Annotated in this window: 20 protein-coding genes; 11 read left to right on the top strand and 9 right to left on the bottom strand. The window is 69.3% G+C overall.

Translation table 11 applies throughout. The features are described 5' to 3' along the window. Positions 1–4: 4 nt before the first annotated feature. Complete coding sequence (locus NGM07_RS21230) at positions 5–256, top strand: hypothetical protein (protein WP_253521101.1); 252 nt, start codon at positions 5–7, stop codon at positions 254–256. Positions 257–455: 199 nt separating this feature from the next. Here NGM07_RS21230 and NGM07_RS21235 read toward each other — a convergent pair whose 3' ends face one another. Further along, positions 456–1,454 carry a hypothetical protein gene (locus tag NGM07_RS21235; protein ID WP_253521102.1) on the bottom strand — a complete coding sequence of 333 codons (999 nt, stop codon included), beginning with the start codon at positions 1,452–1,454 and terminating at the stop codon, positions 456–458. Between the two features lie 150 nt (positions 1,455–1,604). On the opposite strand from NGM07_RS21235, the gene NGM07_RS21240 reads away from it, so the two are divergent. From NGM07_RS21240 to NGM07_RS21255, 4 genes are all read left to right on the top strand, one after another. Next, entirely contained in the window at positions 1,605–2,255 is a 651-nt protein-coding gene (locus NGM07_RS21240; protein WP_253521104.1) for a pyroglutamyl-peptidase I, read from the top strand. A gap of 164 nt (positions 2,256–2,419) precedes the next feature. Continuing rightward, positions 2,420–3,727: an outer membrane protein assembly factor BamB family protein gene (locus NGM07_RS21245; RefSeq protein WP_253521105.1), complete on the top strand. Its 1,308-nt coding sequence runs from the start codon at positions 2,420–2,422 to the stop codon at positions 3,725–3,727. Positions 3,728–3,809: 82 nt separating this feature from the next. Further along, entirely contained in the window at positions 3,810–4,316 is a 507-nt protein-coding gene (locus NGM07_RS21250) for an LUD domain-containing protein (protein WP_253521107.1), read from the top strand. After that, a complete protein-coding gene (locus NGM07_RS21255) occupies positions 4,313–6,652 on the top strand; it encodes an LUD domain-containing protein (protein ID WP_253521110.1) in 2,340 nt (779 codons plus the stop codon). The genes NGM07_RS21250 and NGM07_RS21255 overlap by 4 nt, the downstream gene beginning before the upstream one ends. Positions 6,653–6,677: 25 nt before the next feature. On the opposite strand, the gene NGM07_RS21260 is transcribed toward NGM07_RS21255, so the two are convergent. Beyond that, entirely contained in the window at positions 6,678–7,247 is a 570-nt protein-coding gene (locus tag NGM07_RS21260; protein WP_253521113.1) for a HalX domain-containing protein, read from the bottom strand. A 210-nt stretch (positions 7,248–7,457) separates the two neighbouring features. Here NGM07_RS21260 and NGM07_RS25560 point away from each other — a divergent pair, with 210 nt between their 5' ends. Further along, a complete protein-coding gene (locus NGM07_RS25560) occupies positions 7,458–7,790 on the top strand; it encodes a MarR family transcriptional regulator (RefSeq protein WP_382194014.1) in 333 nt (110 codons plus the stop codon). 235 nt (positions 7,791–8,025) lie between these two features. Here the strand turns inward: NGM07_RS25560 and NGM07_RS21270 are convergent, their stop codons facing one another. Further along, the gene (locus NGM07_RS21270) at positions 8,026–9,312 is read right to left on the bottom strand and encodes an ABC transporter substrate-binding protein (RefSeq protein ID WP_253521118.1); all 1,287 of its coding nucleotides are present in this window, start codon (positions 9,310–9,312) and stop codon (positions 8,026–8,028) included. Positions 9,313–9,520: 208 nt separating this feature from the next. Beyond that, positions 9,521–10,309, bottom strand: coding sequence for a hypothetical protein (locus NGM07_RS21275; RefSeq protein ID WP_253521120.1), 789 nt, complete (start codon positions 10,307–10,309; stop codon positions 9,521–9,523). Between the two features lie 207 nt (positions 10,310–10,516). Here NGM07_RS21275 and NGM07_RS21280 point away from each other — a divergent pair, with 207 nt between their 5' ends. After that, positions 10,517–10,768, top strand: a complete 252-nt coding sequence (locus tag NGM07_RS21280) for a hypothetical protein (RefSeq protein WP_253521122.1) — start codon at positions 10,517–10,519, stop codon at positions 10,766–10,768. Positions 10,769–10,780: 12 nt separating this feature from the next. On the opposite strand, the gene NGM07_RS21285 is transcribed toward NGM07_RS21280, so the two are convergent. Beyond that, positions 10,781–12,385 (bottom strand): protein kinase domain-containing protein, encoded by a 1,605-nt coding sequence (locus NGM07_RS21285; RefSeq protein WP_253521123.1) that lies wholly within the window; start codon positions 12,383–12,385, stop codon positions 10,781–10,783. 237 nt (positions 12,386–12,622) lie between these two features. On the opposite strand from NGM07_RS21285, the gene NGM07_RS25390 reads away from it, so the two are divergent. Next, positions 12,623–12,745, top strand: coding sequence for a hypothetical protein (locus NGM07_RS25390; protein ID WP_256525560.1), 123 nt, complete (start codon positions 12,623–12,625; stop codon positions 12,743–12,745). A 126-nt stretch (positions 12,746–12,871) separates the two neighbouring features. Here the strand turns inward: NGM07_RS25390 and NGM07_RS25395 are convergent, their stop codons facing one another. Together NGM07_RS25395 and NGM07_RS21290 are read right to left on the bottom strand one after the other, a co-directional pair. Beyond that, positions 12,872–12,997, bottom strand: a complete 126-nt coding sequence (locus tag NGM07_RS25395; RefSeq protein WP_256525562.1) for a hypothetical protein — start codon at positions 12,995–12,997, stop codon at positions 12,872–12,874. 69 nt (positions 12,998–13,066) lie between these two features. After that, positions 13,067–14,845 carry a MutS-related protein gene (locus tag NGM07_RS21290; protein WP_253521125.1) on the bottom strand — a complete coding sequence of 593 codons (1,779 nt, stop codon included), beginning with the start codon at positions 14,843–14,845 and terminating at the stop codon, positions 13,067–13,069. Between the two features lie 495 nt (positions 14,846–15,340). On the opposite strand from NGM07_RS21290, the gene NGM07_RS21295 reads away from it, so the two are divergent. Continuing rightward, complete coding sequence (locus NGM07_RS21295) at positions 15,341–19,027, top strand: GAF domain-containing protein (RefSeq protein ID WP_253521127.1); 3,687 nt, start codon at positions 15,341–15,343, stop codon at positions 19,025–19,027. A gap of 87 nt (positions 19,028–19,114) precedes the next feature. Here NGM07_RS21295 and NGM07_RS21300 read toward each other — a convergent pair whose 3' ends face one another. After that, positions 19,115–20,194 (bottom strand): hypothetical protein, encoded by a 1,080-nt coding sequence (locus tag NGM07_RS21300; protein ID WP_253521128.1) that lies wholly within the window; start codon positions 20,192–20,194, stop codon positions 19,115–19,117. A 257-nt stretch (positions 20,195–20,451) separates the two neighbouring features. Here NGM07_RS21300 and NGM07_RS21305 point away from each other — a divergent pair, with 257 nt between their 5' ends. Beyond that, positions 20,452–21,192 carry a hypothetical protein gene (locus tag NGM07_RS21305; protein ID WP_253521130.1) on the top strand — a complete coding sequence of 247 codons (741 nt, stop codon included), beginning with the start codon at positions 20,452–20,454 and terminating at the stop codon, positions 21,190–21,192. A 215-nt stretch (positions 21,193–21,407) separates the two neighbouring features. Here NGM07_RS21305 and NGM07_RS21310 read toward each other — a convergent pair whose 3' ends face one another. Next, positions 21,408–22,568 carry a M24 family metallopeptidase gene (locus NGM07_RS21310; protein WP_253521131.1) on the bottom strand — a complete coding sequence of 387 codons (1,161 nt, stop codon included), beginning with the start codon at positions 22,566–22,568 and terminating at the stop codon, positions 21,408–21,410. A gap of 212 nt (positions 22,569–22,780) precedes the next feature. Here NGM07_RS21310 and NGM07_RS21315 point away from each other — a divergent pair, with 212 nt between their 5' ends. Further along, a complete protein-coding gene (locus NGM07_RS21315; protein WP_253521133.1) occupies positions 22,781–23,050 on the top strand; it encodes a DUF7571 family protein in 270 nt (89 codons plus the stop codon). Positions 23,051–23,281 lie beyond the last annotated feature (231 nt).

The raw sequence follows: 23,281 nt of genomic DNA on the forward strand, positions 1-23,281 counted from the left end.
AGCCATGACTTGGAGGAACACCGAGTACGCGATGTACGGCCCGCCACAGCACGAGGTCGGAGCGCTCGTCGACCTCCACTTCCGATACGGCGAACCCAACCACGACCCCGAACCGAGCGACCCGCAGGCCGCCGAGCGACTCGGCTACGAGGACGACGAACCGTGGGACGACGGCGACGGTGCGGGCGGGCATCCGAGCGCGGACGGCGGAGTGCGCGACGGTGACCGAACCGGGTCGCCGAAACTGCTCGCCTGACCTCCGGGTTTTTCAGCGCTTGCGACAGTTCGTCGCGGCGTCGCTGCTCCAGTTGGCGGTGCTGTACGGCCCGGCGAATCGCTACTTCGACGCTATCTTGTCGAATTCGACCGGCTGGATCTGGAACGGCACGGCGTTCGCCAAATTCGTCGTGTGCTTGACCGTGGCGATTTGCATCTCGTCACGTGTTCGCACCGCGTTACGCGGTGGTCGTTCCCGAGAGCGGGACGGTCGCCGTCCCCGAGACGCAGCCGTCGACCGTCGCGGTCGTCTCGCCGTTCGACGAGGCGGCGTACTTCGCGTCGACGGTCGTCGACCACTCGACGCGGCCGTTCGCGGGAACTCGCTCGCGAACGAGGTGACTCTCGTCGTCGTCAGCTATCGCCGTCGGCCAGTAGACCGCGGCGAGGAACCGCCCGCCGACGTCGGCGACGTTCTCGACCGAGAGCGACAGTTCGACCGATTCGGCGTCGAGGGACTCCGCCGCGAACGACCGGAGTTCGAACGACGGCGGGCGTCGGGCCAGCGTCGCGGCGACGTTCCGGGGGAGTCGCCAGCGCGCAGCCTCGCCCTCGTACCGACACCGAATTGCGAGCGACGACGCGGCGAGCGGCGAAGGGAGTTCGAAGGCGACCCAGCCGACGCGGTCCTCGGACGGTCGCGCGTAGGGTTCGTCGTACTTGACGTCGCCTCGTCCCGCGAGCGACGTGGTGAACGCACCGCGGGTTCGCTTCTCGATCGCGACGGCCGGGTACGCGTCGCCGTCGACGACGAGGTCGAAGGCGTCGTACGGTGGCGGTCCCGCAGCGTCGGCGGCCGAGTCGGTCACGCTCTGAACGGCCGCAACGACGAACTGTCGGTCCTGTCGTGCGAGCACGCCGCCCGACCCCATGATGGAGTCGTACGCGACCGCCTTTCGCGCGACCGGGTCGGTCACGCCGACCCGGTGGCCGGCGACGGTCTTCACCGACGACTCGGAAACCGAGAGCGAGGCGTCCTCGCCCGCCGGTGTCGGCGAGGGGGACGTCTCGGAGTCGGACGCAACAGTCGTCACCGACGAGGTCGGCGAGCGGGACATCTCGGCCGTCGGTGAAGATGCGGTTCCGCTCGACTCGCGACCGCCGAGACAACCGGCCAATCCGGCGGCCGAGAGGACGACGGTCGTCCGGAGGAACTCGCGTCTCACTGAGGAGGGCATCGCCGGCGACTACTCGGAACGGCTACAAGTGCTTTCTGCCGACAGTAACCGGCATCGAAACCTCGGGCGGGGAGTCGCGGACATCGTCGAGGTCGGCGTCGTAGCACCGGATACGGCAAACCCAAGTCGCCGGCCTGCGCAGGCCGGGCCATGACGCTACTCCTGACCGGCTACGAACCGTTCGGCGACCGCGAACGGAACCCGACCGCCGAGGTGGCGCGAGAACTCGACGGCGAGACGGTTGCAGACCGGGACGTCGTCGGGCGCGTCCTGCCGGTCGAGTTCGACCGGGCGGGCGGGGAGATGCGCGAGTTGATCGAGGAGTACGACCCCGACGCGATAGTGGCGACCGGACTCGCGGCGGGCCGGACTGCGGTGAGCATCGAGCGCGTCGGCGTCAACGTCGCCGACTGCGCGGGCGTGCCGGACAACGACGGCGTGGAGCCGAGAGACGAGCGAATCCGTCCTGGCGACGGCGAACCGGCGGCGTACTTCTCGACGCTCCCGGTGGTCGAAGTCGTCGAGTCGTTGCTCGGAGCGGGGATCCCGGCACGGATTTCGAACACCGCCGGGACCCACCTCTGCAACGACCTGCTGTACCGGACGCGAGCCCATCTCGAACGAGAGTCGCGGGACGTGCCGATGGGGTTCGTCCACCTGCCGCTCACTCCCGAGATGGCCGCGGCGGAGGCCCACGAGGCCGAGGCGACGGCGGGCGGCGAAGTCCAGCCGAGTCTCCCGTTGGAGACGCAGGTCGCGGCGGTTGTACGGACGTTCGAGACGGCGGTACGCGATAAATAAATCGTATTTCGCTATACGATTTGTCCGCCGGGCGACTGCGGTCGAGAACGCTGGACGGGCGGCCGGGTCGAGAACGCTGGACGGGCGGCCGGGTCGAGAACCGAATATCCGAGAAGTCGGGGAGTCGAGAAAACTTATCCCGGCAGCGCGACAGCACTCGGTCGATGCCCTCCAGACGACGGTTCCTGGCCGCCTGCGGCGCATCCGTCGCGCTCGCCGGGTGCGTCTCGTTCGGAACCCCCGACACGGACGGCGGGTGGCCCCGACGGGCAGCGGACGTAGAGCACACCGCCGCTTCGCCGACGACCGGGCCGACCCGGGCGCTCTACGAGGTGTGGCACCGCGACCGTCCCGACCGGGGCGGGTCCACCGTCTCGCCGGTCGTCGGCGGCGACCGACTCTACCTCGCGTACTCCCGGGAGGCGCGAGACCGGAAGGGCGGCACGTGGCTGGAGGCGTTCGACGCCGCGACCGGCGAAACCGAGTGGACGACCGAACTCTGGCGGACCGACGAGTTCCACTACTTCTACCACTCCGATTCGCTCGTCCTCGACGGCGACCGCGTCTTCGTCCAGACGAAAGCCGGGTTAAAGGCCGTCGGAGCCGACGGCACGCCCCGGTGGACGTTCGACAACCTCGGGCGGCCGCAACCGCGGCCCAACGTGGTGCCGCCCGCCGTGACCGACGGCGTCGCGGTGACGGGGACGTACGGTTCGGTCGGCGAGACGAGCGATGGCGAGACGAAACCCGAGGTCGTCTTCGGAGTCGACCCCGCCACCGGGCGCGAGCGCTGGCGGCTCGAATTTCCGGACCTGTTCGGAATGTGGCAGTTGTCGGCGGCCGGCGGGGTCGTCTACGTCCCCTTCTTCGCCGACGACGGCGGCCTCGTCGCGCTCGACGTTCGAACCGGCGAGGAACTGTGGCGGCGGCCCGCGCGAGCGAACGGTCCGCCGAGCGTCGCGGGCGGTCGGCTGTTCCTGCCGCTCGAAGGTGCGAACGGCGAGGCGAATTTCCTCGCCGCCTTCGACGCCGAGACGGGCGAACGACTGTGGCGGCGGGCGACCGGCCCGAAGCGCGCCGACAACGGACTCGCGGTGGCGAACGGCCTCGTCTACCTCGTGGCGGACTTCGGCCTGGAGGCGCGGCGGGTCGAAACCGGCGAGCGCGTCTGGCGGTTCGACGGCCGGAACGAGAACGCGACGGTGGTCGAGGGCGGGACCACGCCCGCCGTCGCCGGCGACGCCGTCTACGTCAACGGCGCGAAGGTGACCGACGACACGTACGGGCGACTGTTCGTCCTCGACGCCGCGACGGGCGCCGAGCGCGCCCGGTTCGCCCTGGGCGAGAACCGGGACGCCAGAAGCGCCCCCGCGGTCGTGGAGGGACTCGCGTTCGTGAACACCAACCAGGGTCGGCTGGTCGCCGTCGGCGAGTGCGAGACGGAAGCGCTGGGTCGGTGTCTCGTGGGGTGAGACGGCCGCGTCGTCGAACCCCTTCGGCGACCTCGCCGAACTCACCCACACCATTACGTCCCGGGACCACCACGTGGTACCCATGACCACGACCGACCTCGTCCGGCGGTTCGAGCGCGAGGCGACCGACGCGGGGTGCGAGGTGCGACGCACCTCGGCTGAGAACTTCCGGCACGTCGTCTCGGAACTCCTCGAACCGCCAGCCGTCGGCGCGCCGCTCCCCTTCGACGGCGTCTCACTCCCCGAATCGGTCGAGACGAATCCGACCGCCGCCGACCTCGAAGCCGCCGCGACGGGCGTCACCCCCGTCCGGTTCGCGGTGGCCGATTACGGCTCCGTGGCGGTCGAGTCGACGGCCGCGGGCGAGGAGGCCGCGAGCCTCTTTCCGGCCCGCCACGTCGCGGTGCTCGCGGCCGGCGACGTGGTGGCCGACATGCCCGCCGGAATCGAGCGACTGGGCGACGTCGTTCGGGCGGGCGGCGACGCCGTGCTCGCGACCGGCCCGAGCGCGACCGCCGACATGGGCGAACTCGTGCTGGGCGCTCACGGCCCGCGCGAGGTGTGCGTCGTGGTGCTGGAGGACCGATGAGCGGGAAATCCGCGAGCAGGGAGGAGAAGGCCGCCCGCATTCGACGACTCCTCGCGACCGAGGGCGAGAGCGTCGAGCGAAACACCCAGGGGTTCAACCGCGGGCGCTACGAGGCGGTCGCGGAACTGTCGGACTACGAGGGGTTGAAGGACGAGGCCCGCGCCATCAAGGAGGACGCGATAGAGCGACTGCCGGAGTTGATAGAGCGGGTGCGCGAGTCGGTCGAGGCCAACGGCGGCACCGTCTACCTCGCGGAGGACGCCGCCGACGCCAACCGGTACGTCCGGGAGGTGGTCCGGGACGCCGACGCCGAGACGGTGGTCAAGAGCAAGTCGATGACCACCGAGGAACTGGAGGTCAACGACGCGCTCGCCGAGGCCGGCGCGGAGGTGTGGGAAACTGACCTCGGGGAATTCGTCCTCCAGGTCGCCGACGAGGCGCCGAGCCACATCGTCGCGCCCGCCATCCACCGGTCGGAGGCCGACATCGCGACGCTGTTCGAGGAGGTCTTCGGCCCCGAGGAACCGCTCGAAACCGCCGACGACCTGACCCGGTTCGCCCGCGAGTTCCTCGCCGAGAAGATCCGGGAGGCCGACGTGGGGATGACCGGCGCGAACTTCGTCGCGGCCGACACCGGGACGCTGACATTGGTGACCAGCGAGGGCAACGCCCGCAAGAGCGTCGCGGCGACCGACACCCACGTCGCAGTGGCGGGCGTGGAGAAACTGCTCCCGACGTTCGAGGACGTGGCGCCGTTCGTCGAACTCATCGGCCGGTCGGGGACCGGCCAGTCCATCACCTCCTACGTGACCTTCCTGACACCGCCCGGCGACGCGCCGACGATGGAGTTTGAGGGCGAGGAAACCGAAGCGGCGAGCGAGGTCGGAGGCGAGAACGACCGCGAGTTCCACCTCGTGCTGGTCGACAACGGGCGGACGGCGATGCGCGAAGACGACCAGTTGCGCGAGACGCTCTACTGCATCCGGTGTTCGGCCTGCCTGAACTCGTGTGCGAACTTCCAGCACGTCGGCGGCCACGGCTTCGGCGGCGAGACGTACTCGGGCGGCATCGCCACCGGGTGGGAGGCGGGCGTCCACGGCCTTGACTCGGCGGCCGAGTTCAACGACTTCTGTACGGGGTGTACCCGCTGCGTCAACCAGTGTCCGGTGAAGATAGACGTTCCGTGGATAAACACGGTGGTCCGGGACCGACTGAACCGCGGCGCGGAGGGGAACTTCGACTTTCTCGTGGAGGGGTTGACGCCCGACGAAGAATCCGGCGGCCTCGACCTCCAGAAGCGACTGTTCGGTAACTTCCCGACGCTGGCGAAACTCGGGAGCGCGACCGCGCCGGTTTCGAACTGGCTCGCCCGCGCGCCCGGCGTGCGGGCGCTCGCCGAGCGAACGCTCGGCGTCGACGCCCGCCGGGAGTTGCCCGAGTTCCGCAGGGAGACGTTACGGAAGTGGTTCGAGAATTGGGAGTCGCGCGGTGGACGAACGCGCGGAAGAGGCGAGCGAGTCGGCCGCGCCACCGGCGCGGCCGACTCGCGGGCGGGTGTCGGGACGGGCGACGCGCGGACGGGCGCGGAGACGGGCGAATCCGACCGCGAGGCCGTCCTCTACCCCGACCCCTACACGAACCACGTCGCGGTCGAGCGCGGGAAGGCGGCGGTCCGCACCCTCGAAGCCCTCGGCGTGTCGGTGCGCGTCCCCGACCTCCCGGCTTCGGGACGCGCACCGCTCTCCCAGGGGATGGTCGCCACCGCCGAGGCGCGCGCCTCGGCGGTGGCGGACGCGCTGGCGCCCCACCTCGACGCGGGACGGGACGTGGTGGTCGTCGAACCGAGCGACCTGGCGATGTTCCGGGCCGACTACCGCAACCTCCTGCCAGAGTCGACCGCCGACCGCGTCGCCGAGGCGAGTTACGAACTGTTCGAGTACGTCTACGGTCTGCTGGAGAACGGCGCCGACCCCGGCGCGCTCCGGAGCGCCGACCCCGACGCGTCCCGCGGAGCGGGCGACGCGTCCTCCAACCGCGTCGCCTACCACGCCCACTGCCAGCAACGCACGCTGGGGCTGGAGCGGTACACGACCGCGGTCCTCGAACGCCTGAGCTACGACGTGGTCACCTCCGACGTGGAGTGTTGCGGGATGGCCGGAAGCTTCGGCTACAAGCTCGAGTACTACGAACTCAGCCTCGACGTCGGCGAGGACCTCCGCGAGGGGTTCGCCGGGGAGGAGACGGTGCTGGCGAGCGGCACGTCGTGTTGCGAGCAGTTGACGGCGCTGCGCGACGACGAAACTCGCCATCCGGTCGAGTTCGTCGCGCCGCGGTGAGAAAACGGTCGGGGTCGCGCCCCACTCAGTTCGAGAGGTCTCGGAACGCGCCCACGAAGTCGTCGTGGTCGGACAGTTCGTCGCGGGTCGTATCGACTTCGGACTTCACCTCGTCCAACTCGGCGCGCAACTGGGAGTACTCCTCGCTGCCGGCGAGCGCGTCGTCGCCCTTCTCGGATTCGAGGACGGCCTTCTTCGAGACGAGCGAGAAGTAGTCCTGGAGTTGGGCGTCGTAGTCGACCCGGGTGAGCATCTGCTGGACGACGTCGTCGAGTTCGTCCTTCGAGACGGGCTTGACGAGGTAGTCGTCGAAGCCCATCTCGACGATGTCGAAGTCGGGCTTGACCGCCGTGACCATCACGACGCGGCAGTCGACGCCGCGGGCGCGGATCTCCTCGAGCGCTTCGTCGCCCGACCGGCCGGGCATCCGACGGTCGAGCAGGACGACGTCGACCGAGTCGTCGAGTTTCGAGAGGGCGTCCTCGCCGCCGTAGGCACTCCGAACGCGGTAGTCGTCCTCCAACCACATCGCGTAGAGGTCTGCAACGTCTTGCTCGTCGTCGACGACGAGGACGGTCGATTGGTCGTGGGCCATGGTCGGTCACTTGTCCGCAGTTCCGGTCAGTGACTGAATCATGATACAAGACGGTATTATATCTTGTGGTTACCCCGGAGGAAAGAATATATCCGTCATATAATTTGTCGTAAATTAGTTATGTTTTGGGAAGTCGACCCGGCGCCGTAGTGGGATTTCCTTACGCGGCGTTTTCTCCGGATAGTTTACCGCAACAACTAACTACCGGCAATGTGTAGTCGAGCGTGGCTATGTCGAAGACCAGTGATCGTTTTTGTCACGGGCAGTGAAACGGAGACCACTCCGGAGCAGCGATTCGAGCGACTTCTCGACCTTCCGCCGAGCGCGAAACTCGTCTACAGAGTGTTAGCCGACGGCGACCCGCTGACCCAGCGCCAGATACGCGAGCGGGCGCTCCTGCCCTCCCGGACGACCCGCGACGCACTCGGCAAACTCAAAGACCAGGGGCTGGTCGAAGAGCGGTTGTACGTCCAGGATGCCCGGAAACGGATCTACGAACCGCTGTCGGTCGCCAGACCCGAGGACGCGGAGGTGACCGCGTAGCGGCGGTTCGCTACGCGCTCGCGTTACGCTATCGCCCGTCCCGTTCGACTACCGACCGACTTTTCCCCGACGCCGACGCCGCACGAACTTCGTATCGCTGACCGGTAGCGTCGGATACGTCTACGGAATTCGGTCGGTGTGCGACGCCTACCGACCGAATCCTGCGATTCGCCGCGACTACCTCGTGTCTTCGAGCGACGCCGAGCGAAAGCGAGGCGTCGCTCGTCGCTCCGGACTACTGGAACGCCCGACTGATGCCCTGGTAGGTCCGGTCGACGTTCCAGTTCGAGTTGAACGACGCGAAGGCACCTTCCAGATTCGTCAGCGTCTCCGGCGGCACCGCGAGGCCGTGTGCGGTCGACGGCGGTTGGCCGTTCGACTGCTTGAAGTCGTCCATCTGACTCCGCAGGAACGGACCAAAGGCGTCCTTGGGCACGTCGCTCCGCGGCGGAATCGACCCCTTCTTCGGGTTGAACCGGCGCTGGCCGTCGACGCTCCCGACGTACTGCAGGAACTTCGTCGTGGCGTCGGGCGACGGGTTGTTCTTCGGGAACGGGAACGAGTCGATGACCTGCGAGTAGAGGCCGTTCGTCCCCGGGTAGGTCACCTGATTCCACTGTTTCTCGTAGGCGAACCCCTGCTGGCCGCGATACATGCCCGCGGCCCAGTCGCCCTGGTGGATGAACGCCGCCTCGCCGTTGATGATCTTGTTGTTCGCCTGCGTCCAGTCGACCGACCCCGCGTCGTCGTTGAAGTACTGGCGGTACTGCTTGACCCCGCGGAGGGCGTCCTTGATCTGGCTCTGGACCTGCCCGACGTTCCCGTTGTAGAACTGCCGGTAGACCTTCGGCCCGTGCCGGGCCAGGAGTTCCGTCTCCCAGAGTTGGAGCGTCGACCACGGCGACTTGGTCTGGTGGGCCATCCCGGCCGCGTTCGTCTCCGACTCGACGGTCTTCAGCGCGGCCAGGAGGTCGCTCGGCGACGAGAACGAGGTCGGGTCGACGCCCGCCTGTTCGACCACCTCGACGTTGTAGAAGAGGTTGTTGAGTCGGTGGATGTTCAGCGGCACCGTCACGAAGTTCCCCGCCGGCTGGGCGACCTGCTTCGGCCCGGCGAGATAGGCGTCCTTCATCCCGTTCTTCGACCAGACCGACTGCTCGATGTCTTTCAACACCCCCGCGTCGGTGTACGGTTTGAGGTTCTGGCCGGGCCAGTCCTGCCAGGTGCTCGGCGGGTTGTTGTTCAGTACGCGCTTCTTGATGACGGTGTGAAGATTCTGTCCCGCACCGCCCGAAACCGGATTCTCGTTGACCTTGACGTCGGGATACTTCTGCTTGAACCCCTCGAACAGCGCCGAGATGGCCCGGCCGCCGTCGCCGCCGGTCCACCAGTGCTGGACCTCCAGCGGCGCCGACCCCTGTTCGAGCAGCCCCGACAGTCCGCCGAGTCCGACCGCGCCGGCGGCGCCGGTCGTCTTCAGGTACGTTCTTCTCGAAAGTCTCGCGTCGTCGTCGGTTCCCATGTTCGAAACCCCCGGCGACGTGAAACACCTCCCGACACTTAATAACTATCCGAATTAACAATTGCGTTTAGGGTTGCCGGCTCCACGAACCTCGCGCGGCGATTCAGTTAACCGACAGGTAGGCGAAAGGAAACGAACGGAGAGAGGCGCGACGACCCGATGACGCCACGACGCGACGACCGCCGAGCGGCAAGCAACAGGCGACGACCTACCTCGCGACCGACAGTCCCTCGACGTTCTGCTGGAGGCGAATCGTCGCGGTGAGGAAGAATCCGGCGACGAGGACGACGAACACGCTCTCGAACGCCTCGACGACCAGCGACTCGACGCCGACGTAGACGCCGAGGTCGGCCAGACCGAGCACGCCCAGACAGACCAGCACCGGCATGAGGTGTCGCCGTAGCGTGTCGAGGGTCGTCCCGCGACCCATCGCTTCGAGTTTCTCGCCGAACAGCACGCCGTAGGAGGCGAACGCGACGCTTCCCAGCCCCTTGACGAGGAGCGCCACCCCGACCTGGTCGATGAGCAGGACGACCAGCCACTCGACGACGATGACGACGACGAACGCCGCCTCGACCCGCCGGAGGGTGGCCAGCGGGACTCCCTCGTCGGCGGGCGGGGCCAGTGCGGAGTTGTAGTACACCTCCCGCATCGAGAAGGCCAGAAAGACGATGCAGAACAGTAGCGCACCGTGACCGAACGCGGTCAGCGCGCGCGAGCGGACGACGACCGCCGCCGCGCCGAGCAGTCCGTAGACCGCGGCGGCCGTCCCGGCGAGCGCGAGGTAGCGCCAGAACGGCTCCTGGGATTCGAGTCGGCTGAGCCGCAGGTTCCAGAGCGCGTAGTAGCCGAAGACGACGGCCGAGGTCGCGACCAGAACCGACCCGAGGAACGCCACGACCGCGGCGCTCGGGTCGGCGGCGGGCGCGACGAGGGACGCGGGCGAGGGCGCGCTGGCCAGCGCGCCCTCGCCCGCGCCGAGTGACGTCGGTCGCATGTCTCTTTTCCGAGAGATGGTACCCGACGTACTTAAATGGAGGCGGACGCCGGCGGTCCCGCCGCGGGACTCGACCGTCGGTCGTCGGTCGCCGAACGGAGAGCGCTGAAGACGGAACGTCGACGGTCAGTACGGCGGATTCCCGGCGAAACCGTTAGCGTTCACAGCCGACAGTGTGAAACGTCTCGCTCCCCGATACTCGTTCACATGCACTCGCGCGCACCCGACGCGGGCGACGACGACGCCTGCCCCGTCTGCGGCCGACCGTACGACCAGCGAATCGTCGTCGAGCGCGGCGACCGCTGGGAGGACATCTACGGCGGCCAGCCCCTGTCGTTCTTCAAGAAGTACCGGCGTCGGTGTTCCTCCCACCAGGACGTCGAGCGCGAAACCACCTGCGGCGAAGGCGAGCGCGTCGTCTACTTCCACGACGACGGCGGGCCCGCGGGCCGGCGGTAAGCCGAACCCACCTCACCACCACACCGGCGCGCGCTCGTCGAGCACCACTTCGAGCGCGCGCCGGAAATCCTCGACCGTCTCGTACCGGGCCTGTTTCTCCTTCGCGAGCGCCCGCGCCAGCAGGTCGTCCAGTCCGTCGGGCACCTCGCCCGCGAGCGCGCTGGCCGGCGCAGGTTCACGCTCGCGGACGCGCCGCACCACCTCGCTCGCATCGCCGACGAAAGGCGGCCGACCGGCGAACAACGCGTAGCAGACCGCGCCGAGTTGGTAGACGTCGGTCGAGTGGTCCGGGCGACCGAACGCCGCGGGCGCGAGGTGCTCCGGCGCGGCGAACGCCGGCGGACCCGGCGGGCCATCTGCCGCCACCTCGCCGAACCCCCAGTCGCCGACCTTCGGGACCGGCCACGCGCCGAGCGTCCGCGACAGGCCGACCGCGCCCGGCCGGAGCGCACCGTGGACGACCCCGCGAGCGTGGGCGTAACAGACGACCCGCGTCAGGCAGTGGGCGTACCAGAGCGCGCGTTCGAGGCCGATCCGACCGACGGCGTCCCGTAGCGACCCGCCGTCCATGAACTCGGTCGCGGCCCAGGGTCGAGGCGTCTCCCCGCGGGCGACCACCGGCACGGCGTGGTCGTGGTCGGCGACGCTCGCCCACGTCCGGAACGCCCGCGCCAGCGCGGCCGGGTCGACGTCGGCGTCGGTCCGGGCCGTCCGGAGCGTCACCACGACGTGCCGGCCGCCGTCGGCCGGCGTTCGCGCCTTCGCGGCCGCGGTGAATCGACCCCGGCCGAGGTCGGCGAGGCGCTCGAACGACCCGAAGTCGGCCGAAACCGCCGGCGGTTCGGGAATCAGTTCCGGCGGGCCGCGTTCGTCGTCTTCGTCTTCCTCGTCTGCCGTCTCGTCGCCGCCTCCACTCGGTCCTGCGTCGCCGATATTCGGGCGTCGGACTCGAACCGTCCCGCGGTCGTCGGGGTCGTCGGACACCTCCACCACGCCGGCGTCGCCCGGCAGTACGTCGGCGAGGTCCGGACCGGCCGCGATGGTCCGCGGGAAGCCGTCCTCGTCGAGGCGCACAACCAGATTCCGGAGCGCATCGGCGGCGTACCGCCGGGCCAGGTCGTCCTCGTCGTCGGTGAGTTCCGCGAGTCGAGACAGCGCGGGTTCGACGGCGAGCGGGTACTCCGCGCCGACGCCCGCGAGCGCGAGGACGCCATTCTCCCGAACCAGCGGGTCGTCGTCATCGAGCGACTCGGCGATCTCCGCGACGACCGGCCGGGCGTAGTGGGGGTTCGACTCGGCGGCGACCGCCAGCGCCCACGACGCGCCGCGCCTGACCCACCGGTGGTCGTCTTCGAGCAGGGCGGCGAGTTCCGTCCGGGCCGGCAGGCGGTCGGGGTCCTCGGTCGCCAGTTCGGCCAGCGCCCACGCCGCTCCGGCGCGCTCCTCGGGGTCGGCGGCGTCGAGTCGGTCGGCCAGCGCGTCGGCGTCGTCGCCGTACCGGCGTCGGACCGTCTCGCGCAACCGCCGGGCGCGTTCGCGCTCGGACGACGCAGGCGCATCGTCCGAGCGCGAGGAGGGTGCGTCTCCGCCGCTCTCCGGGCGTTCCCGTCCTCCCATCTGTACGACAGTGCGGAGACTCGCCGGACGTATAAGTGTTCCTTCGGCCGTCTACCGGCGTTCCGCGGCGGTCGGCCGAACCTCCGCCGTCGGACAGGTCGCAACACCTAACACCCCCTAGTTCGTGGTCCCACGCGAACCACACAGATGCGACTGGGGCCGAGCCGATGGAAGTGTCAGGATTGCGGACGAAAACACGAGCGGAACCGGAAGCAGTGCGTCAACTGCGGCTACGTAGTGCTGGCCCCGGTCGACGAGGAGCGACGGCTGGACGAACTCACCAGCATCGGCCTGGCGCTACTGCCGGCCATCATGTCGATTCTCACGATGGGACTGCTCGCGTGGGTGCTGTTCTTCTGAGCGGGTGAGACGGGCGGGTGCGAGGGCGAGTCGATTCCGGCACGGCCTCGGGGACGGTGTAGACCGCTCGCCCAGTTCGACTCGCTACCTCTCGTTCGGCAGACGGCCGTGATTCGAAGCACTCGCCTACGTCCGATTCGAACCGATTTTCGGAAGTCCAGCGAATTCCGCGAGGACCAGTACGAGGAGGGTGACGGCACCGGCGGTGACCACGGACCCGTCGACGCTCAACAGCGTGTACACCGCAGTCATATCGATAATCACGTGCATCGCGATGATATAGTATAGCGATACTTGGTTTATTGCGCGCTCGATTCGTTCTCAGTCGTCGGCGCTGGCTTCGGGCGACCAATCGTCTAACGTGCGCTGGACGGCCTCCTCGCCGACCGCGCGGGCCAGCGTCTCGAAGCCGGCCCGTTCGGCGCGGTCGTCGGCGCCCGCGAGCAGGCGCGAGACGATGAACTCCGGCGTCGACTTGCCGACCGTGCCGAACCGGGGCTGGTAGTCGACTTCGAGTTCGAGGTTCTCGTCGAGGCCCTCGGCGAAGATGCCGTCCTTGCGGGCCTTCTCCGGCAGGGGCTTGAGGTCGTCGGCGAGGTGAGTGACGAACACGCCGAGCGCGCCGCGGTCGACCGTGAGTCGCACGAGGCCGTGGAGGAGATTGGCGGCGCTGCCGGGTTCGGTGATGGCCTCGAACTCGTCGACCAGCATCAGGGTGTCCTCGCCGTCGGTCAGCGGCGGGACGATGCTCCGGAGCGTCGATTCGAGCACGCCGGCGTTGAAACTGGCGTGGCGGCGGTGGAAGACGATGTCCTCCGAGATGGAAACCTGCGCGCGCTCGGCGGGTACCGGCAGGCCCATCTGGGCGAGCAGCGCGACCTGGCACATCGTCTCCAGCAGCGTGGTCTTCCCACCCGAGTTCGCGCCGGTCAGGACCGCCACGCGGTCGCCGGTCGGGGGTGCGGGGTCGCTCGCGGAGTCGGCGTCGCCGAGTCCGTGGTCGCCGACCGCGTAGGTCACCGGCTGGACGTCGTCGTCCACCGCGGTCGCCAGCGAGACGTTGCGCGCGCCGGTGACCGCGAAGCCGTTGTCCGCGAACTCCGGGCGCGAGCAGTCGAACGCCTCGGCGAAGCGGGCCAACGAGAGGTAGAAGGCCAGGTCGCCGACCGCCGCGTCGGCGGCGTCGATTGCTTCGCGGCTCTCGGCGATACGGCCCCGAAGCCGACGGGCGACGCTGCGCTCGCGCTCCTCGACCGACTCCCGGAGGTCGGCGGTCAGGCCGCGCAGCGTCGCGCCCACGAAGTCGGCGGCGTCGACGGCGTCGTCGGGCACGGCGTCGCGGACCCGACTGTAGCCGGCGCCGGTTTCGCTCGCCACGTGGTCGACGACGACTTCGCTGAACTCCGCGCCGGCGCGGGCCTCCTCGCGGACAGTCTCGACCGCGTCGAGCGCGTCGCGCGAGAGCGCCTCGGCCGAGTCGAGCGCCTCCCGCAGGTCATCGAGTTCGTCGTCGACCCCCTCGGCGACGTCGCCGCCGTCGAGGTCGGCCAGGGCGTTCGCCGCCGCTTCGAGGGCGGCGCGGTCGATGTCGGCCACGCGGTCGAACGCACCTCCCTCGACGCCGGCGTCCTGCAACGCGAGCGCGGTTCGCACCGCGGCCTGCTCGTCGTCGCGCAGGTCCGACTCGGCGTGAGCGTCGAAGGCGTCCAGGACGGCCCGGCGGGTTTCGCCGTCGAGCGCGCGCCACGAGTCGGCGGCGTCGGTCACCCGGTCAAGTCGCTCCTCGGCCGCCTCGCGGGAGAGCAGCGGCGTCAGCACCTTGATTCGGTCGGCCGCCGACGCCGTGACGGCGTAGGCGCTCGCGGCGTCGAGCAGTTCCTTGTACACCGATCGGGTGTCGCGGGTCGCCAGCACCGACATCCCCTCGCCGCCGTTGGCTCGTCGGAGGATGCGGGTGGCCCGTCCGCGGGGCAGGCCCGACTCGACCAGCGCCCGGACTTCGCCGGACTCGATGGCCTCGACCGCCCGTTCGACTCCGAGCGCGTCCTTGAGACGGTCGCTCGTCTTGGGTCCGACCCCCCAGTACTCCTCCAGTCGCATACGCGAGTCCTGACACCCGCGGCTCTTAACTATTCTTCAACAGGTCGGCGCGGCTAGACGGGAGCGTCGGGGTTCGTAGTCCGTCCATTGAGGCGTTTCGTGGACCGACCAGCCTAACCGGCGCGTGCGGTCGTGGTACGATTTTCCACTCGAATCGTGCGCGCGGCGGTCTGCGGTACGGTAGGGTCACGGAGGACGGGCGGACGCGGCCGTTGTGAAGTAGCAGGCTTGCGGAGCAGCGGGCGCATTCGCGGTTCCGATTACCGGAGACGGACACGTTCACGGTCGACGTCCGCGAAAAACGACGACCTTGGAACCGATACTGCCGGGGCGCGCCCGAGCAGTCGAGAGTTTCCCGAGCGCACCCGACGGTGTCCCGTTCGAAACCCGCGCCGTCCGGAGAACAACGAATCGACTCCCCGCCACCACCTCGGGTTACGAACCCTGCCAGAGACGAAACGCTAACAATGACTCGCTGTCTTGTGAGTCCAAGTGATGCTAGAGCAGCCGGGGGAGCCTGCATCAAGGGGAAACGAGGCGTTACGCATCGTATACGTCGGTGCGGAGCGGGGGGCGGCGTCGCTGGCCGAGCGACTCACCGACGCGCGCATCGCCAGCGAACGTAGCGGTGCGGGGGCACTCACCTATCTTGAATCGAACGCGGTCGACTGCGTCGTCGTGGAGTCGGACCTGCCGGACGCCCGCGGGGAGGAACTGCTGTCGGCGGTCGGAGAGTTGTATCCGGACGCCGCGCGACTGCTCGTCGGCGAGTCGGTCCACGAGGCGCCGGCCGACGTGACGTTCGTCTCGGCGGCCCCCGCCGAGAGCCTGCCGGACCGACTCGCGCGCCGAATCGAACGGACGGTCGACCGCCACCGGGCCGAGCGCGAGTACGAGCACTTCGCCGAGCGGTTCTCGGCGCTGGTCGACGGGTCGCCCGACGCCATCCTCACCATCGACGAGAACTGCGACGTGGTGTTCGCCAACGCCGCGACGACCCGCGTGTTCGGCTACGAACCGTCGTCGCTGGTCGGTAAGTCGGTCACCGAACTACTCCCCGAGCGGCGACGCGAGTCGTTCGAGCGCAAGATTCGCGAACTGCGGGCCGAACCCGGCGAGATACGACGCGACTACGTCGAACTGCTCGGCCGCCACCGGAACGGCCGCGAGATGCCCCTGGCCATCTCGTTCCGCGAAACCGAGTACGACGGCGACCAGTACTTCTCGGGCATCGTCCGGGACATCGGTCGCCGCAAGCGACTGGAGGCCAGACTCGCCGCCGAGAAGCGTAAGACGGCCGAACTCCACGAGGTCGCGGTCATGCTGGAGGAGTGCGAGACCGCCGAGGAGGTCTACCGGCTGACGGTCGAAACCGCCCAGCAACTCCTGGAGTTCGACCTCGCGGCGGCCGACGCCGTAGTCGACGGCGAACTCGTCCCCCAGGCCGTCTCGAAGGGCGTGCCGACCGACGGCTACTACACCACCACCTCGCTCGACGCCGACGACAAACTCGCCGCCCGGGCGTTCCGGCGCGGCGAGTCCATCACCACCGACGACCTCCGCTCGGAGAACGTGGTGCCCGCAGAGAGCGGCTACCGGTCGGCGCTCACCGTCCCCATCGGCGAGGTGGGCGTCCTCCAGGCCGTCTCGAAGGAGGTCGGCGCGTTCGACCAGAGCGACCGCGAACTCGCCGAACTGCTGGTGGCCCACGTCGCCCAGGCGCTCGAACGCATCCGGTCGGAGGAGGCCCTGCAGGCCGAGCGCGACCGGTTCGCCGCGCTGTTCGAGAACGTCCCCGAACCCACCGTCGACTACGAGATTCGGAACGGTGAGCCGATAGTGAGGACCGTCAACGAGGCCTTCGAGGAGGTGTTCGGCTACGACGCCGCCGAGGCGGTCGGCGCGAACCTCGACGACCTCATCGTCTCCGATTCCCACCGCGAGGACGCCGAGGGTCTGAACGAACGGGTCCAGCGCGGCGAGCGCGTCGACGCCGAGGTCCACCGGGAGGCGGCCGACGGCGAGAGGGTCTTCCTCCTGCGCAACGCCGAGGTGCCCGGCGATGCCGGCAACTACGTCATCTACACCGACATCACCGAGCGTAAGGAGAGCGAGGAGCGCCACCGGACGATGACCGAGGACGTGCTCGACAACACCGACGTCGGCATCTTCATCCTCGACGACGCGTTCGACGTGGCGTGGGTCAACAGCACGGTCGAGGAGTACTTCGGACTCGAACGCGAGTCGGTCCTCGACCGGGACAAGCGGGCGCTCATCGAGGAGCGAATCCGACGCGGCGTCGAGGACCCCGAGACGTTCGTCGACACCATCACGGCCACCTACGACGACAACACCTACGCCGAGGAGTTCGTCTGTCACGTCCTCGAAGGTGACGGGCGCGAGGAGCGCTACCTCCAGCACGTCAGCCAACCCATCGAGTCGGGACTGTATGAGGGCGGGCGGGTCGAACTCTACTACGACGTGACCGAGCAGGTCCAGCGCGAGGAGATGCTCGACGCGCTCCACGGCGCGACCCGCGACCTGATGGTCGCCGAGAGCGAGGAGGAGATAAGCGAGACGGTCATCGAAACCGCCCGGGACGTGCTCGACATGCCGCTCGCGTCGGTGTTCCGCTGGGACGACGACGAGGAACACCTCTCCAACTTCGTCACGACCGACACCGACCCGCGGACCGTCGAGAAGGTGCCGACCTTCGAACGGGGGAAGGGGGTCGTCGGCACCGCCTTCGACCGCGGCGAGGACGTCGTCCTCGCCGACGCCCAGGAGTCGCCCGACAAACACCCGGAGGGGTCGGACGTGATTCGGGGGTTCTGCGTCTTCCCGCTCGGCGACTGGGGCGCCATCGCCGTCTCCTCGCTGGAGGCCGACGCGTTCGACGAGTACGAGGTCGACCTCATGCGGGTGCTGGCGGCCAACACCGAGGTCGCGCTCGAACGCGCCGCCCGCGAGGCCGAACTCGCCGACCAGCGCGAGCGACTCGCCGAACTCGACCGCATCAATGCGGTCATCCGCGACATCGACCAGTTGCTCGTCCGGGCCGCGACCCGCGAGGAGATAGAGCAGGCGGTCTGTGAGCGCCTCGCCGACTCCGAACACTACCGGTTCGCCTGGACCGGCGCGAGTCGCTCGGGGTCGACCGACCTCCAGCGGACCGCCTCGGCCGGGTTCGAGGACGGCTACCTCGACGCCGCCGACGAGCGCTACGACCGGAGTTCGCCGTCGCCGCCGGCCAAAGCGGTCGAAACCGGCGAGGTGCAGGTCGTCGAGAACTTCTGCGAGGACCCCACCGTCGAGGGGTGGCGCGACGAGGCCTTAGAGCGGGGCTACCGCTCCGAGGTCGCCATCCCGCTGCGCTACCGCAAGACCGTCTACGGCGCCCTGTCGGTCTACGCCGACCGGCAGGGTGCGTTCGACGACCGCGAGACGGCGGTGCTGGCCGAACTCGGCGAAACCATCGGCCACGCCATCAACGCCGTCGAGAACAAGAAGGCGCTCCTGTCGGACGGCGTGGTCGAAGTCGAGTTCGAGGCCGACCGCGGCGAGGGCTTCTTCGTCCGGGTTCCTCAGGAGGAGGGCGCGACGTTCACGCTGGAGGGGGTCACCATCGGGTCGAGCGAGTCGTTCATCTACTTCGTGACCGTCGAGGGACTCGACCCCGAACGCGTCGAGGAACTCGCCGCCGACGACCCCGACGTCGAGCGCGCCCGACTGGTCAACGAACACGACGACGGCGACCTCTTCGAGTTCGTCTACACCGGGCCGTCGCCGCTGTCGGCGCTGGCCGACCACGGCGGGACGCTCCGGGAGGCCACGTTCGACGAGAACGGCGCACGGAGCGTCGGCGAGGTCCCACGGAACGTCGACGTCCGGACGGTCGTCGAGGCGGTCCAGGACACCTACCCGACCGTGGAGGTCGTCGCCCAGCGCGAGCGCGAGCGGCCCGCCAAGACGGTTCAGGAGTTCCGGGCGGGCCTCGAAGACGACCTGACCGAGCGCCAGCGGTCGGCGCTGGAGACCGCCTACTACGCCGGTTTCTTCGAGTGGCCCCGCGAGTCCAGCGGCGAGGAGGTCGCCGACACGCTCGGCGTGTCGGCACCGACGTTCCACCAGCACCTCCGGGTCGGCGAGCGCAAGTTGCTGACCGCGTTCCTCGACGACTGACGCGTTCGGGCACCGCCCGCGGGCGGTGCCCGAACGCCGGCCGAGCGCGGCCGACGTACGGTCGGCGCGTTCGGCCGGCGCGGGCGATCAGAACGTGTAGCCGTGGCGCTCGGTGATCCGGTACGCGCCGGTCCCCCAGACGTAGTTCTCGCCCGGCCACCACGTCCGGGCGTTGTTGAAACCGCCGACGAGGACGCCCCGGTCGGGGTTCTCGGGGTCGGCGTGGTAGTTGACGCTCCCGCTGTCGCCGTCGGTGAAGTCCGACTCGCTCCCCCACTTGAGTTGGCCCCGCTTGCAGATGGCGCCGTAGGCGCAGGTGATGCCGTCGACCGCCTGTATCTTGCCCTTGGTGTGGCCCGACCGGACGCCGATCTTCTCCAGGGGTTCGCCCGCCGCCTTCAGACTGGCGAGGCCGTCCCTGGTGAACTGGCCGACGACGCGCCGGGACGAGTCGGCGTGAATGCGGTGGACCGGGCGAAAGCCGGCCTTCGGTCGGACGCACACGAAGTCCTCCTTCGGGTAGCTCTCCCGGACCGCCCCGATCTCGGTCTTGCCGTCGTCGACCAGGAACAGCGGGCGACCGCCGTTGTTCCGGCCGCCGAAGACGTGGTTCGCCGTGGCGAAGTACGCCGACCCGTCCGAGGGGTCGCGCATCGCTGGTGCGAGCGTCCCGTAGAGGTCCTCGCTGGCGATTCCGACACCGCCGGGCACCCCCGTCCGGACCGAAACCGATCCGCCCGGCGCGGCCGACTCGGGCGGAGTCGCGTCGGCCGGGCCGACGTGCGTGACGTCGACCGGTACGCGGTCTATCGCCTCCGGAAGCACCCCCCGAGCGTTCTCGTCGGTTATCTGGACCTGAATCCGCGAGTTCCGGCCGCCGAACTCCCCGGGCGCGACCGCCGAACTGGCGACGCCGTCCCGTCCGGTCACGTCGAGGCGCCTGTGGGCGGCGACCGCCGACCGGAAGTCGTCGTACCAGTCGGCCGGGACGGTCTGCCGGCGCGGCCGGAGCGCCCCGGCGTCCCCGGCCGTCCCGCCGTCACCCGCTCCGTCGCGCGTCAACCCGTACACTATCGGCACTTGGTCCGGGCCCGCCGCGGCCACGTCCTCGGCCGTGAGCAGGCCCGCCGCCAGCGCGCCGAACCCCAGGTTTTTCAGCGTATCCATGAATCGCCGCCGCCCCATCGTCTCCACGGGTTCGTCGTGTACGGCCCCCGTGCGTGGCTCGTTTCCTGCGTGCATCCCCCGTTGTCCCCCCGGCCGAGTACACCCCGCTTTCACTTCAAGTTGCTTGCCCGACAGCACCCCGACCGGCCGAAAACGAACGAAATTCGGCTGGGACCGACGGACGCGACCGGAGCCGAGAGCGTCGGGTGGCCGACACGAACGGAAGAGCTATACCGCGTCGCGTCCCGGTCCGGACGATGCCCTCCAGACGCAGCTTTCTCCGCCGTGCCGGCACGGTCGCCGGCCTGGGCGTAGTCGCGGCGACCGCCGACCGCCTCGGCGACGGGGTCGTCCGCACCAAGGCCGGCGGCACTTCCGACGAGAGTATCGACCTCGAATCGCCGGACTCCGAGACGTTCGTCCCGCCGGCCGACGTCGCCGCGTACGTAAGTCGGACGCGCGAACGATACGGAGACGCCGGCGTCCCGTGGACGGACCCCGGGTCGCTCGCCGGCGAGTTCGTGGGCGCGTACGCCCGGAGGGAGGACGTCGTCCCGAGCGAACGGTACGCGGTGCAGGACGCCGCCGTCCTCGTCCATCACCTCGGCGACGCCCGTTATCGGCTTCGACTCTGGAGCGCCGGGCGACTTCTCGACGAGGCGTACGAGGTCGACCCCTGGGGCTACTACCGCGAGGACCCGGCGTTCACGTGGCTCGAACACGCGGTAGCGACCGACCGCGACGAGCAACTGTCCGCGAACCGCTCGCTGTCGACCGGCGGCGGGCGCGTCGACGTCGCCGGCGGGTCGGTGTCGGTTCCGGACGGCTCCTACCGGACGGGCCTCGACGGCGACGCCCGCTACCGGTCGCGCTGGGAGGGGTTCCACGCCGGCGCGGTTCCCCTCCTCGGGGCCTGCGAGGTCCGGTTCGGCGACGGGGACGACCACCGCCTCGACTGGACGCGCTCGACCGGCGTCGGTGTTCGGACGCCGTTCTGAGCCGGTTCGCGGACGGACGTCCGCCCGTCACAGCCTCCTGTGTTCGCGCATCGCTGTGGTCGGCGGTGACGAGACGCCGTCGAGTTATGTCAGTTCCGGCGCATCACACCGACGGACCGCACGAACGGTGGCGTCTCACGGAACCTGCAACGATTGGCGTCCTCGAGGTCTGGGCCTTCGGCGCGGCGCATCGACGCGGAAACCGCGCCGGTCAATCAGAGCGGTTCCCACCCGCGGGGCGAGTCGTTGAGACGCTCGCACCCGTCGTTGGTGACGACCACGAGGTCCTCGATGCGGACGCCGAACTCGCCGGGGAGGTAGACGCCGGGTTCGACGCTGAAGACCATGCCGGGTTCGAGTTTTAGGTCGTTTCCGTCGACGATGTAGGGGTCCTCGTGGACGTCGAGGCCGACGCCGTGGCCGGTGCGGTGGACGAACTCCTCGCCGTAGCCCGCGGCCTCGATGACATCGCGGGCCGCGCGGTCGACCGCCTCGGCCGCGACGCCGGGTTCTACCGCGTCGACCGCGGCCTGCTGGGCCTCGGCGACGACCTCGTGGACCTCGGGGTACTCGGCGGGCGGGTCGCCGGCGAAGACGACCGTCCGGGTCTGGTCGCCGGGGTAGCCGTCGACGTACGCTCCGAAGTCGAGGACGACGGGGTCGCCGCGCTCGATCTCCCGGTCGCCGTGGCGGTGGTGGGGTTTCGCGCCGTTCGGCCCCGACCCAGCGATGGTGCCGAACGCGACGTCGTCGCCGCCGCGTTCGCCGAGTAGACGCTCGATTTCGGCCGCGAGTTCGGATTCGGTCATTCCCACGGCCTCCTCACCGAGCGCCCGAATCTCGACGCTCACCTCGTCGGCGAGCGCGCCGGCCCGCCGGAGCGCCGCTATCTCGGCGTCGTCCTTCCGAATTCGGAGGTCGTCCAACACCTCGCTGGCGAGGCCGAACGTCGCGTCCGGGAGCGTCTCGCGGAGGTCCTGGGTGAACAGCGCCCACATCGTGTCGTCGACGAGCAGGTGGCCCTCGCGCAGGCCCATCTCGTCGGCGAGATCGGCCAGCAGTTCGGTGGGGTCCTCGCCGTCGGCCCACAGGCGCAGGTCCATCACCCACGACTCGTCGCGAATCTGGTCGGCGTACATCTCCGGCGCGAGGAACGCGGGGTCGCCGTCGGCCGCTCGCGGGGTGTCCTCGCTCGCGTCGTCCGCGGAGCCGCGCTCCGCGCTCGGAACCAGCAGGAAGAGGTGTCGCTCGGCTGGTTCCTCGCGGAATCCCGAGAGGTAGAAGAGGTTCGTGCTCGGGAACAGGACCGCCGCGTCGGCGCCCGCCTCGGCGAGTCGGCGCTGGCACCGCCGGGTCCGCTCTTCGAATTCGCTCATGGCGTTCGATTCTGTGCAATCGAATTTAAAGGTACGTACGGGAGGCGGCCCTTCGGCCTCGTCGCGACCGTCGTCGACCGGCGGAACGGACCGCGAACGATGCGGAGCGTGTCGACCAAATGTCGCACTCGGACGGGAAGTGAAACGGCGGCGACTTTTCGCGGAGGCGGTAGTACTATGCGTAGTGGTATCATGGTTCTAATGGCATCGACATGAAATCGTGCCAGAACTGTCAGGCGGTCATCGACGAGTACATCTTGGACAAACAACTCGAACCCCTGCGCGAACTCACGGTCGACGACTTCAACCTCTGCGTCGACTGCACGACCATCGTCGCCGATGCGTGCGTGGAGTGTGGCGGCGGCGTCTACGTTCCTCGGAACGTCACCGCCACGCCCGACTACTGCCCGGCGTGCCGCTCCGACCACATCGAACGCACGGGCCACGACCCCGGGTGGAATCTCGACACCACGTCCTCCTGAAGGGTGCGTCCGTTCGCGGCCGCGAATCCGGTCGCCTTTTCCTCGCGGTCGCCGCCCTCTGCGGAGATAGCCGTACCCGAAACTGCTCGCACGTCGACGAACGAGCCGACGGGGGCGAATCGCCGATTCGTACCGCACACCGCCGTCGCAGGCGCCGATGGAGCCGAGGCTTTCGGGCGTAATCGGTTCGCCGACGCCCGCGAGACGGCCGACGAACGCCGCCCACTCCGC

It is taken from the genome of Halorussus vallis (assembly GCF_024138165.1).
GTDB classification, from domain to species: Archaea; Halobacteriota; Halobacteria; order Halobacteriales; family Haladaptataceae; genus Halorussus; species Halorussus vallis.